Annotated in this window: 10 protein-coding genes; all 10 read right to left on the bottom strand. The window is 40.3% G+C overall.

Annotated features, from left to right (window positions below; translation table 11 throughout):
* Window positions 1-5: 5 nt before the first annotated feature.
* The gene (locus G633_RS0112175; protein WP_026520078.1) at window positions 6-2,648 is read right to left on the bottom strand and encodes an SH3 domain-containing protein; all 2,643 of its coding nucleotides are present in this window, start codon (window positions 2,646-2,648) and stop codon (window positions 6-8) included.
* Window positions 2,645-3,151 (bottom strand): hypothetical protein, encoded by a 507-nt coding sequence (locus G633_RS0112170; RefSeq protein WP_026520077.1) that lies wholly within the window; start codon window positions 3,149-3,151, stop codon window positions 2,645-2,647. Before G633_RS0112170 ends, G633_RS0112175 begins: the two co-directional genes overlap by 4 nt.
* On the bottom strand, window positions 3,138-4,139 hold the full coding sequence (locus G633_RS18285; protein WP_035771362.1) for a glycosyltransferase family 2 protein: 1,002 nt from the start codon (window positions 4,137-4,139) through the stop codon (window positions 3,138-3,140). Before G633_RS18285 ends, G633_RS0112170 begins: the two co-directional genes overlap by 14 nt.
* Window positions 4,139-5,836 carry a hypothetical protein gene (locus G633_RS0112160; RefSeq protein WP_207638110.1) on the bottom strand — a complete coding sequence of 566 codons (1,698 nt, stop codon included), beginning with the start codon at window positions 5,834-5,836 and terminating at the stop codon, window positions 4,139-4,141. The genes G633_RS18285 and G633_RS0112160 overlap by 1 nt, the downstream gene beginning before the upstream one ends.
* 177 nt (window positions 5,837-6,013) lie before the next feature.
* Entirely contained in the window at window positions 6,014-6,637 is a 624-nt protein-coding gene (locus tag G633_RS0112155; RefSeq protein WP_026520075.1) for a hypothetical protein, read from the bottom strand.
* A gap of 640 nt (window positions 6,638-7,277) precedes the next feature.
* On the bottom strand, window positions 7,278-8,057 hold the full coding sequence (locus G633_RS0112145; protein WP_026520074.1) for a class I SAM-dependent methyltransferase: 780 nt from the start codon (window positions 8,055-8,057) through the stop codon (window positions 7,278-7,280).
* Window positions 8,029-9,528 carry a polysaccharide biosynthesis C-terminal domain-containing protein gene (locus tag G633_RS0112140; RefSeq protein WP_026520073.1) on the bottom strand — a complete coding sequence of 500 codons (1,500 nt, stop codon included), beginning with the start codon at window positions 9,526-9,528 and terminating at the stop codon, window positions 8,029-8,031. The genes G633_RS0112145 and G633_RS0112140 overlap by 29 nt, the downstream gene beginning before the upstream one ends.
* Entirely contained in the window at window positions 9,497-10,441 is a 945-nt protein-coding gene (locus G633_RS0112135) for an acyltransferase family protein (RefSeq protein ID WP_255346144.1), read from the bottom strand. Before G633_RS0112135 ends, G633_RS0112140 begins: the two co-directional genes overlap by 32 nt.
* Before the next feature lie 31 nt (window positions 10,442-10,472).
* Window positions 10,473-12,215 carry a hypothetical protein gene (locus G633_RS0112130; protein ID WP_026520071.1) on the bottom strand — a complete coding sequence of 581 codons (1,743 nt, stop codon included), beginning with the start codon at window positions 12,213-12,215 and terminating at the stop codon, window positions 10,473-10,475.
* On the bottom strand, window positions 12,208-13,374 hold the full coding sequence (locus tag G633_RS0112125; protein WP_035771359.1) for a glycosyltransferase: 1,167 nt from the start codon (window positions 13,372-13,374) through the stop codon (window positions 12,208-12,210). Before G633_RS0112125 ends, G633_RS0112130 begins: the two co-directional genes overlap by 8 nt.
* Window position 13,375: the final 1 nt, after the last annotated feature.

Genomic DNA, 13,375 nt, shown 5'->3' with positions numbered 1-13,375 from the left:
CCTTCTTACCAGTTATGTATTGCCTTATTAAAGTAAAGCCCGCTGTATCCCATGCCTTTTATAGCCTCCACGAAACCACCATCCGCATTGATGGTAAGAGGTGATTCTCCCTGGGGTACATAGATGCTGAAATAGCGCTTCTGGTTCTTGCCGCTTCCCTGGTAGTAATCCCCATACCCTGTCATCTCCTTCACATTGCCCTCACCGTCGGTGACGGTCATTGTTCCCTGAAGCACACCGGCGCTCCAGATGGATATTGACCTGTTGTGATCAGTCCACTGAACAGAATAGGAGGCAGGAGTTTTTGGCTTTTCTTCCTTCTTGGACTCTTCGGCGGGCGCTTCTGCAGGTGCTTCCTGCCCCTCGGCGACTTCCTCTTCGCCGGCAGCATCACCCTCAGCCTCTGCCTCTTCACCTTCAGGAACAACTTCCAGATATTCCGATACGGCGTAGAGTGTCCTTCCGTTATATATAACTCTTGACCAGCCGTTTTGGCCGATAGCAATGCGCCTTACCGTCTCTCCCTCTTCAAGGGCATGGATCACCCTGGAGCCGTTGCCGGTGCTTGGGATTGAGCGAAGGTTTACCATGCCTCCCCGCCCGGAAACCGTCTCTTCTACACTGTCATATGAAGCCTTGGGATCATATATCCTGTAATCGCCGTGACTTACGCCGGCTTCCGGCTCCGAAGGCTCTTCTTCCTCTTCAGCCTCAGCCTCCTCATCGTCAGCCTCAGGCTCCTGAGCTTCAGCTTCTTCCTCCCCAGCTTCCGCGTCCTCTGATTCCTTCGTAGCTTCCTCTTTGGCTTCAGCTGCAGCTTCTTCCAAAGGCTCTTTTGAGGCCTCAGCGTTCGCAACCAGAGCCTGCGCTTCCTTTGCAGAAGCTTCTTCTACCGACTCATCAGCTGCAAGATCCAGGCTGTTTTCGGCAGCTTCAGCCTCAGCCTTTGCTGCCAGCTGCTCCTGTCTGTGGGTAACAGCCACCTGTACCAGGGACTCTTCTGAGCCTGCATTGCCCACAGGCATGAATACGCGATAGAGTGCAAAAGCAACCATTATAAGAAGTGAAGCTGCAAAAACCGCCGCAAGAAGTTCGCAGGCCTGAGGAGCAAAAGCTCTTGCCAGGGCAGCAGCCTTTGACGGTTCTTCTTTTCCATTATTTCTATGCTCTGCCCTGATAGCCTCCTTTACCCGCTGCGGAACCCAAATAACCTGAAGGTCGCTTTCTTCCTTAGCCTCAGGGGCATCCTCTTCCACAAGAGTCATTGAAGCAGCAATGGCAAAGCCCAGGAATATCAGATACGTTGGGGTGGATTCAGAGGAGAATGGGTAAAAGAGACTCTGAGCCATGAACATGACAGCAATCAGGATATAGCCCCTTGAAACTTCCCCCTGTCCGGGATTGGGCCATCCCTTATAAAGAACGCCAAGCACCACAAGTCCCAGCATGAGCATGATCCCGGCACCGATCACTCCGTAAACAGCCAGCACATGCCAGATCTCTCCGCTTGATGAGTTAACTGCATTCCAGAGACCTCCAGAAAAGCCTGCAATAGCCTTTCCGCCAATTGTATCCTTGAGGCTGTTTCCTCTGCTGCCAAAGATGAAGGTGATGGCAAGAAGAGTGAGGACCACAGGGATAGCTCTTTTAAACCAGGCAGAAAGCCCCGTCATAAGGGTCTGATCCCCATCCTTGTCCTTGGGAACCTTGTCCCAGTAGCTGGTGATAATAAGTCCCGCTACGGCAATGACGATGTCGATATAGATGCTATATTCCAGGTCGAACTGCCTGGTATAGCCTTTTATGCCAAAATAGGTCAGCAGCGGAGTATTTGATGCACAGAAGGCAAAGGCAAAGAGCAGGATAAAGTTCTTTTTCAAAAAGCCTGCTGTGGGCTTTCCAAGGAACTGCAGACACATCAGATACAGGAACAGGAGCATGAAGGCAGCCATGTCGCCGTACATGAAAAGAGCTACAGTCCCCACCACGAAGTAGCCCAGATATACATTCTGAGCCCTTTGCACCTTCTCCGTGATATAGAGAAAAGAGCTAACAGCGCAGCAAAGCAGCATGGAAGGAATGATCTTCGACGGGCTTCCCAGGAGCTTCTCTATGCCAAGAAGTGTCGGGGTTCCGGTGATGACAAATCTGATGATGCTGAGATAAACAAAAGTGTAGGAGGCAAGAAAGATGTGCATGTAGTACCTGCTCTCCTGATCTATAAAGCTCACACAGAAAGGAAGCAGGAAAAATCCGATATACAGATAGGTGTGCCCCAGTTCACCGCTGAACTTTGACATCTGCACTGCAAACAGGATAAGTACCAGCACAAATGTGCCAAAGACAAAGAGCATCCCTCTCCCCAAAGACAGCTTCGAGGCTCCGCCTTTGAAAAGGAGCTTTAGGATACACCAAAGGCTCATTATCAGGATGAGGATGCCAAAAAGCATATCCTTCATGGATATGCTAAGAAATGCTGTTTCTTCAAATATAAGCAGCGGGAACAGGAATAAAAGAACTCTTGTCATGTAGTCAACAAGCCTGTCAGAGCCCTTTTTAGGCTCCGGGTTGACTTTCTTAAGAATGCTCTTTAATGTTTTTCCCCCTGATACTTTTTTCTTTTCTTTTTTGGGCTTTGAGGCCTTCATTCTTTTGCGCTTTCTCCCTTGTCAGATGAATTGTGCCTGATGCTGGTGACCACGATGGCTACAACCGCAACCACGATGATGCATATAATGGCGATCCTCCATATCCTGGCGCTCCTTGCAGCCTTCATCTGGGCTACATAGGATTCGATCCAGGCTTTATCAGTCTGGGAACGCTTCTCCAGCTCCTGTGCCGCTGCCTCATCAGCAAGACCGCCAAGGGCATCGCTGTCAGATTCCGGGACATAAAGGTCACTTCCCTGGTACATGATATGGAACCAGCCGTTTTCCTGGCCTTCCACCAACACCATCTCTCCGGCGCCGATTTGGGTCTGCCCTGCTGAAGTATCTGCACTGTCGTAGGCTGTAAGCTCACGGGTTGTGGTCTGGAAGGTTCCTGTCAGCTGATCGGAAGCACAGGCGCTGGTCTTAAGATAAAAAAGCCCGCACACCATAAGGGTAAGTCCCAGTATTGTTCTGATGATTCTGTCTTTATTTCTTTTCATTATCTTCTGCCTCTTTGTAATCTCTTTTTATATTAAGGTCAGAGCTGTCCCTGCCGTATTCAATACTCTTAACATGGAACTGGATGTCCTGTATAATGCGCCGGTTGGCTGCTATGGTATCTGCCAGTAGTCCGATGATAAAAATAAGAAATCCAATGATTATAAGGGTGCAGCCCAGTATCAGGGACTGGACGTGTCCGCCGCTGGTGCCGCGGGACATGAAATACAGGAACCTGACCCCGATGCCTACACCAAAGAATATAAAGGGTATACTTATCAGGGTGAAGGCCTTCAGAGGCTTATACATAACATATGCCCTAAGGATCGTAAGCATGGACTTCTTTACATATCCCCAGATGCTCTTAAAGAGCCTGGATGGTCTCAGTTCCGCGTTAGTCCTTATAGGCACGCTCATCATGGGAATGTTTTCTCTTCCGGCCTGAACAATGGTCTCCAGGGTATAGGTATAATCGTTAACAACGTTGAGCCTCATGGCAGCTTCACGAGAGAGAGCCCTAAAGCCACTGGGAGCATCAGGAATATTGGTCTTGGAAGCCCTTCGAACTGTCCAGCTTCCAAGGTGCTGGAGCTTCTTCTTGATATAAGAAAAATGTTCTGTCTCATCAATGGGTCTTGCGCCGATGACGATATCAGCCTCACCGTTTAAGATGGGCCGTACTATCTTCTCAATGTCTTCGCCCTTGTACTGATCATCAGCATCAGTATTGACGATGATGTCTGCTCCGCACCGAAGGCACCCGTCAAGCCCTGCAATAAATCCCTTGGCAAGGCCCTGGTTCTGCTTGAAGTTGACGATGTGGTCAACGCCCCAGTTCCTGGCAACCTCCACGGTGTTGTCCTTACTTCCGTCGTTGATGATAAGATATTCTATCTCATCTACCCCGTCGATATGTTTCGGCAGGTCATTAAGTGCCACCTCCAGAGTTTCTGCCTCATTGTAACAAGGTATCTGGATAATAAGTTTCATCAGTTTCTCCCCCCGGCATCGTTATAGTATAGATCAAAATGGCCTGACTCCCAGGAATGGTCATACCTGTCAGCAAGCTCCAAATTCAGTTCACTCTCAAAATCCACAAGAACAAGGTCATCGGCGCGGATATCCTCAAGCGCCGTTAAGTCATCTGCATATACCACCCGGATATGTTCATCCCGAAGCCTTAGCTGTATGGTATCTATATATTCCAGTCCGCCCTCATAGAGCAGAACTATGTCTCCCTCGTGTCCGGACTCTCTCAGGTCCCTGATCTCATCCGCCACCTGTATGTCCCCATAGATATAGACCTGTCCGATATAGATGAAATGGTTACAGGCGTGGTAGGAAAGGCCGATCAGAAACAGATGGACCAGGCATAGAACAAAGACATTTCCCCTCTTCTTGTAAAAAGAAACTAATACAATAATTATACACGTTATAAGCAGCGAAAACACAATATTTGCAATAATTGTCTGCATGGGCCTTACATTTTCTTCATCGAGGAAGTAGCTCATACCGATCATCAGCATACCGTGGGGATCTGTAAAGTATCCAAGGTTCCTACGGGCAACCAGACAGGACACAACACCGCTAAGGGCAATGATAATGTCAGAAGCTGCTATTTTCCTGATATATCCGTCGCAACTCACCAGCTCGTATATCCCGATAACAGCAAGCAGGGGAACCACGAAGTCGAAATATCTGCCGTGTAGAAAGAGATCAAACCTCTCTGCCCCCGGATCTGCGCTGGCAATAAGATATATACACATAACCAGGAACTGGGCAAGGGATGATAAGAGGATGAACAGTGCGCTTAAATCTCTTTTCACAGCTCTTTTTATAAGGTGGTATATCCCGATATAGGCAGTTCCGAAGGTGGCGCAGCCAAGATAGAGAATCTTGCCACACATACTTATAAGGAACCGTCCCATCCCCTTTGGGGAAAGCAGGTCTTTGAACTTGTAGGTCTGCCCGGAGTAATCGTTTATTGCAGTCAGATTATCTTTTCCGACAGAATAGAGAGAATCAATTACTGCAGCCTTGATGTGGAGGCATAAAAGAAATCCAAGAAGAAGGAATACTATCGCCAAGGCAGCAGAAAAGAAGCGATTACCGGATTTATAGTCTTCATCCTCTACTCCATCGTACCTTACAAAGAGGCTGATCACCACCGTTATGGCTACTGCCGCCACTATCCCCACTGCTCTCATATGGACCGAATAGGTATAAATAGTAGCCAGGGCCAGAAGGATCCCCCGTATGGGCGAGGGCTTTTCCAGGAAGCAGAGCATGGCATAGACCACGACAGTATATATGAAAAAGAGGAGTGCCTCTGACATGGTCATCTGGACATAGAAGACCCATGAAGGGTAAAGCACTGCCATCCCTGCCAGCAGGACCTTCAGAAGTCTGTCAGCAGCTTTAAATAACTTGTCCAATATCTTAATCAGGAGGAAAAAAGCTGCTACCTGGAGGCACATGTTGATAATGACCGCTGCCCGGTATGCAGTTATGGAGTCGGAAAAGAACTTTATGATAGGGGTAAGGATCAAAGAATATCCGAAGGAATAAAAAGAACCAATAGATGTTATCTCACTGAAATCGTAGCCCAGGATCCCTGCAGCCACGGCCCAGTAGCCAAATTCATCCGGAAACAGGGAAAAGCCGTAGATTCCCCGGATCCCGTACATGCACAGACAGACAAGTGAAAAAACAATAACCACCTTGATTAATATGCAGTTATATTTGCTCACTTCTCTCCCCATGCAATGCTCCCCAACATCCATATACTAAAAGCGGGAAATGACTCCAAGGAGCCATTTCCCCGCCTATTATTCATATAAAAGCAATTCTGCTATCCAATGCAATTACTTGCAAAGAAGTCCATAGCCTGCAAGTCCGCCTGTGATATTGAATGTGATCTTGCCATTCTCAACAGTTACGGGAACCATCTCGATTGCTCCGCCAGGAAGAACCTTAACTACATAGTATGTACGGTTAGGATCAAAGTTCTTGATGCCCATTGTAAATGGAACAGAAACGCCTGCCGGAAGCTCTGTGAACTTGCCACCTGTGAGCTTACCAAGGTCTACATTAATACCACCAAGTGTTGTAGCGCCAACAGAAGCAGCAGCAGCGTCAAAGCTTGCATATACAGCGGTGCTCTTCTTACGATCAACAGTGTAAGCTGATACGAAAGGTGTCTCATTAGCTGCAAGACCAGCTTCCTGCTTAATCTGAGCTGGAGTCTCTTTTACAGCAACGCCACTGATAGGTGCGTCAGCCTTGATCTCGAAAGCTCCGGGAAGTTCGTTCTTAACAACCTCGCCGCCTGCAACTACCTGGCTTGTAGACTTAACCTCTTCTACAACAGGTGTAGACTCGCTGCTGGATGAGCTAGCTGAATCTGTAGCACCGACAGTAAGAGGCATAACAAGCATTGATGCTGCCATTGTTACAGCCAGTACCTTCTTAAGTGATTTAATACTCATAACTTTTGTCTCCCTTCATGAAGAAATTTGTTATTGATTTTTCATATAAAAATCTGCCACATTCCTATTATACCTCTATTTACCCAACAATCAAACACCAAAAACACTCTTTGTGTTTTTTTATATTCAATTTTCCAAACTACAACATATTGTATGACTTTTCGGAGAGGCCACTATTTTTTTGTCGCAGTTAGCCAATTTTTTGGACGAAAAAATAAAAAAAGAATAAACTGAATTGTGTGGCATCTGGTGCCCAGAAGGTTGGTAGGTTGCTTGGAAACAGCTTCATGGACCTCCATGTCAATCCTGGAAGAAAAGTTGCTGTTGACCGCATTACCAATCAGGTATTCAATCAAATCCTTATAATCCTCCAGCACAGCCTTTTTGTCACCTCCGGCGCAGATAAATACACGGACCGTGCCATCCTCTAGCTTGAAACACGTAATAAAATGCATGTACATACACAGTAGCGATAAAGTGCAAACGATATAATGGTAAAATAACATAAGTTACAAAAAGGAATGCAATACAAATGTGGAGAAAGAGACATTTTGGTTGCGTACAGCTGTTCACAGTTTCTACATGGTGACAAGCACCAATGATAGTCGGAAATCCTATGAAGAATGAGGCTACAGCTTGTTTATATCATTTTTTGAGCTTTCCGTTTTGCAATGGCATAATCCTTTTTAAGGAGCGATTGTTTCCTAAATAATGTGTTAATTATTGGAGCACAAGCTACAGTTAAGTATAGTTGCCAGGGGCTTATTTTTTTATCGGAAATAATATGAAGACCGTTAGTTCCTACATAGTGCTTGCTATATTTTGCTGCAATAATCTCAAGTGTCCGCTTCGAATAAAAACTTACATGCTGTCCATGTTCTGGAGCAAAGTATTCCCAATCTTCAACTTTTTTGATTTTTTTTCGCATTGGAATTGTAGAAGTAGTAAATATCAAAGTATCAGTCATTCTGAAAATATTTGATATTTCTCGCATGGGTGATGGTAAATGTTCAAACACTTCTAAAGCGGTAATGATGTCATATTTTTCACTAGTCTTTTCATGATATTGAGCAAAAAGATTATTACAATATTTATCATACCATTCAAAGTTGTGACCATTGTCACGCATGATTCGAACGAACATTCCGTAGCCAGCACCATAGTCTAGGCAATTCTTGGTATTAGGGAAAAAAGTATTGATTAAGGCAGAGATTCTTTTACCATATTTAATATTTCTTTCGACTAGATAAATATCTAAATTAGTTATTGCCGAAGAATAAGCTTCATCTAGCCAATAGGGAGTTTCAGTAGCAATGAATCCGCAGGTTGGACATCTGTAATATATTGCATCATATTTATTAAGTATCTTCGCTTTATCGAAATAGACCATTTTATCTGTGCAAATCTGACAATTTGGCATAGGCAATCATTCCCCTTTTTATTGTTTTTCTATCAATTAGTACAGCAGAAAATGAATAAACAGCTAGGTTAATAACAAATATCTGTAAACTTTGAATCAACCAATTAGACCATGAATCAGATATTTGTATCTTTCTCTCAAATAGAATAATCAAGAGTAAAGTCATTGAATATATAAAAAAACGATAAAGCGTGTGTCGCTGTACACCATGCACTACGTTGTGATCTATATTACTCACAATTAAAAATAAGGCAGTTATATGTGATATGGCTGTAGCAATTAGCGCTCCATTCATTCCAAGTAAAGGAATAAGTATGATAGTACAGATAATGTTTATTATTGATTCAAGAATGAATGGCATTTTTGTTTTCTCAAATTCGCCAGTTGCATTAATCAAAGTTACATAATGGTCTTTTCCTGATGCCAAAATGCCATTAATTCCAAATAATAAAGCAAGTATTGGGCGAACATAATCAACATCTGTGGTTGTTGATGTAAAGCACTTTGAAAAACCTGAAGCAAGGATGATATAACAAGAGAATAGAAAAAAAACTGATGGCAAATACAAGCTTTCAAATAAGTCAAAATGAGAATTAATATCTTTGTTATCGGCAATCAGTTTGCCAAATACACTTTGCATACCGTCAATCATAACCTTACATAACCGAGTAACCATTGACAAAGCTAACGAATAAACAGAATAAACGCTTATTTCTAACAATGAATTTGGCAAGAGAAATGTCATGAGTACTATGTCAGTGTTGTAGGTAAGAAACGAGCAAATTTGATGAATAAATGCTCCAGTGACTTGAGGGATAATTAAGTTCGCATTATAACAAAGAGATACATGTGGATATTCTCTCTTAATTATTAGTAGAAGAAAGAATGATCCTATCAGGTGTAGTAATGGAATTAACATTTTTACTAATGAAAGCGAACTGTTTGCATTAATGAACCATAAGCTAATTATGAGAAGAACAATGGTCTCAACCGAAACTATATTATTGTAAATATATAGTTTCCGATCAGCAAGTAATAATACCTTATATTTATCTGCAATGAAAAAATCGATTAAAGACTTTGATGAAAGAATAATAAACATAATGAATGTGTATAAAGAGCTGATCTGGTTTTTCATAAATATAGAATAAAAACTGCCAGCACAAACGCATAACATAAGATATAACAAGCCATTCTTTAAGTATAATCTAGAAGCAGAACCCAATACTTCATTAACCATGTTAATATCTTTGCGTTTTATAGGATCAAAAAGAAGTGGAATGGCAGCGTTACTAATGCCCGCTTCTAATAGGATTACATAAGAAAGAATCTGATCTATTGAACTAATCATGCCATTTTGCATGGAGCCGTAATTAGCCAAGAGAAATCTTGGAACAAGTAATCCATATAGTGCAGTAATAACTTGCAAAGCAAGATTACTAATCAATGTTTGTTTTATATCGTTTTTCATATATAGTTATTATTCCTATTTTTACTACTCTATCAACAGAAGCAACGATAGCTGTCGCTACCACTACAGTTATAGAAAAGAAACTATACTTTATGCCATGTATATCCCAATAGTTTCTTAGTGCTTTAATTATAGGAAATTGATATATGTATATCCCTGATGAGATACTATTCAAATAGAATAATAGCTTACTATTTATAACTGTATCATTATTGTTTCTAATTACCATGAATAAAAATAAGCAAAACGAAACTACAACTATATTTTTCCCAATTGCAGCGATGATACTCCTTTGTGGAAAAGATAATCCAACCATGGAGGCCAATAGGCCGCTTACTAAAACAAGTATATAAGGAATAATACTATCATCACGAATAGACAGTAATTTGTCCCCATGCTTATAAATTGAAACACCTAACGCAAAGCCGCAGCATGAAAAATAGTATTGTGGCGGGATATCTGTGAGCGGTAGAAAGATAATCATACTAAAACATGTTATCCATGTTAATAATTCTATTTGTTTAAAATAGAATTTGAATAAAATAAAAAACAATATATAAAAAAAATAAAGTTCTAATAAGTACCAATTAATTGAATACAGATAATCTAATATAGGTTCAGTAGAAAGAGGCTTGATGTCCAAAAAGAAAAAAATCAATGCTTGAAAAATATAAACTGGCAACGTAAGTGAAATAAAACTCAAGGCCTTGTTTATCAGAAACTTATCATCATATAATGGCTTATTTGCAAAAGAATAAGAAAGTCCATAGCCAGATAAAAAAAAGAAATATCCAACACTTACCAACATAATTTTAGCTATAATTTGCAGAAATAAAGAGTCTCCCATATACCTTGTGTGTCCAATAACAATAAGGATCGAAAGAAAGAAGCGAAAAATATTGATGACTTGCATTATTTTATTGGTACGAAAATTAAGTGAATGTTCACTGGTCATAGCTTAATAAAGTGAAATGTTCTCCTGTGATATTTGAATTGAGGCCATATTGTTTTTTTAATACATTCAAAACTGTGCTGCCAGAATAAGTGATTACGTATTTATATTTTTCTATATCATCAGTCAATGAATTGTAATTTAAGTCAATTAGATCTATTTTCCCTTCATTGATCATTACTTGAAGACTTGTATACGTCATATCCTGGTGTCCTTCAGGCTGGTCATCAATAAAAAGTATTGAATTGTCATTATTATTTGCGTTGATGTAATTAAATATTTGACTATCAATTAAGAAGTTTGTTCTGCTGTGATTTATTATGCTTACACCATGCTGCCCAGCAATAAGAAAGACAACCAATAGAGCAATAGTGATAGCCTTTTTTTTCTTTAGTAACACCAAAATAAACATGAATATGGTTGCAAATAGTAGCTCTAAAGCAAGCAAAGTTGCCCAACTATATGAATTTGGCTCAAACAGCGCAAAAGAAGATATTCTCGCTGTATCAATATGCATTGTCATGTGTAAATCCATCAATTCATCTAACCACAATAAAGACAAGCGCCCAATCAATATAATGAATAGACTAAGAATCAACATATTATGCGGACGTATTTTTTCTGTTATGTAAATATATGTCCCAAGACATATCAACAAAGGAATTGTATACATATAATACCTGTCGTAGATTAAATACGGAATATTTTCCGGCAGATAGCCAAAAGTATGGGCTAATACTGTTAGCGCTGCTGATATGGAAATAAAGTAGACCACCATATCCTTATCCTGTACCCTATTCTTACTCTTTATCCGTTTAATTACGGAGTAATAAGGAAAACAACACACTCCAAAAGTCGCAAAAATGCAGTATATAGTTTTACTGACTAATGCAAGCAAATACTTCTTAAGATTAACTATTGAAAAAAGCGATTGTAGTCTATCAATTATAAATTCATTAGTTATCAAATTGCCTCCAGAGTATGTTTCTCCACGTATAAGATGGTACATATAAGTCTGATAACTAAGTATTTGCTGTTTCAAAAAAAACAACAAAACATAGGATACACTAAAGGCAAATAAGGTGATTATTGCCTCTTTTAAGCTTATTATCCTTGACCTAAACGCTATAAAAAGCATCAGAAAAAAAGAAAACACAATAATTAACGTTCGAGTATGTATAAAAGGCATATAAGATAATACAATACCAAGAAATATCCAAAAAAATGTATATCGCTTGTTTAACGAATGAATCAATAATAAAGTTATTGCACCTAGCATCATCGGCAAGAAAGTCTCACAATTAACCTTTATTGCATTTACTCTTAAACACGGTAGTAAACAAGAAGCGAATGCCACAAGACACCAATATGGATTATTGCTTTTATTATCAAGATAATCAATGATTGCAGCATAAATCCAAAAAGTAGCGATTATACAAATCATGTTTACAATATATGAAAGTTTTACTATTAAGTACCCTGTTTCAGATATTAAAACCACAGGAATCAATAATACAGAATATCCATATCCGTAATACATGCCTGTTTGGGCTATTAAATCCCATGGAATTCCAATAAACCATGCTGCATTCCATAAATATCCCGTTTCGTCAGGCAACTCCCATAATACTGCTGTGTCAGGAATGCTCAAATAATAAATCAATAATAACGCAATGGTCAAAGCAATGTTGCAAACCAACCATCTTATTCTTGAACTGTAATAAGCATCAACCACGTTCAAGAACTCCTTTCATTAGTTTTTTAAATTCACTATATCGCGAATTATACTCGTATTTTTCCAAAAAAAGTTGTCGGTTTGTCTCGCTCACGGGAAAAGTAGATCTTTGGAACAACTCCGACAAACAACTAACAAATTCCTCCGAAGTATTGCATCTAAATATATCTTGTGAATCAGAAACATCATAGCCTACTAACGCTTCGTCGGTTGCAACTATTATTTTCCCAAACATCAATGCTTCAGCAGTTTTGACTTTCATCCCGTCACCACAGAGAATTGGCATAACTATTATAGGAAAACTTTGATAGTATAGCGTTAGGTCGTTGACAGAACCAATTACTATAACATTTTCTCGTTCAAGTTGCCTTTTCTTGGTCTCAAATCCTTTTCCCACAATTGTTAATACTATATCTGGAATCTTTGGCATCACATTTTCAACAAACCATGTTACCCCTTGGTAATTTGGTGGAAATAGAGAACCAATAAAAAGAATGTTTTTTTTATGAACTCTCTCTCTAACCCCTTTTCTAGCAAAAAACTTGTACTCATCCTTAAATGTTACAGGAAGAATCAAGTTCGGTTTGATTTTATATAGCTCTTCAGCACGCGATGAATCCCTTTCTGTAATGCAAATAATATAATTTGAACACTTCATCACTAGTCTCTCGTTATATGATGAAGAAAAGAATGCAGGTAAATATTTTATTCCTTCAAGCTGAACCTTCCGGAGAGAATAGTCATGCTCTATGTTATGCATATAAATAATAATCGGTATTTTCCGTAGTTGGCGAATTTTCCTCGCTAAAGCTCCATACAGAGATGAATCCATAAAAACCACATCAATATCATTAATTATGCTTTTTACATAGCTGAGAATGTGCTTTTCTGTTGATAGAAGATAACTTTTACGCAAAGAGAGATTTGCGATAACGGACTCAAACACACTGGAGACTCGTAAAAAGCTTTTACCCAAGCATCCAACTTGACGGATAGCCAAATCTGAAGCCGTTATATTATCTGCAATTTGAATGATATAGACATTAGATGGACCAAGGCATTTACACAGATAATCAAGATTTCTTTTGCCAACGCGGGCTCCACCGTTCTGTATTTCGTTTAATATATCTTTATCAGTAATAAACAATCCTTTTTTCACA

The sequence above is a fragment of the Butyrivibrio sp. FCS006 genome, assembly GCF_000424525.1.
Taxonomy (GTDB): Bacteria; Bacillota; Clostridia; order Lachnospirales; family Lachnospiraceae; genus Butyrivibrio.
The sequence above is the reverse complement of the archived record's forward strand: the minus strand, read 5'-3'. Positions and strand labels throughout refer to the sequence as shown.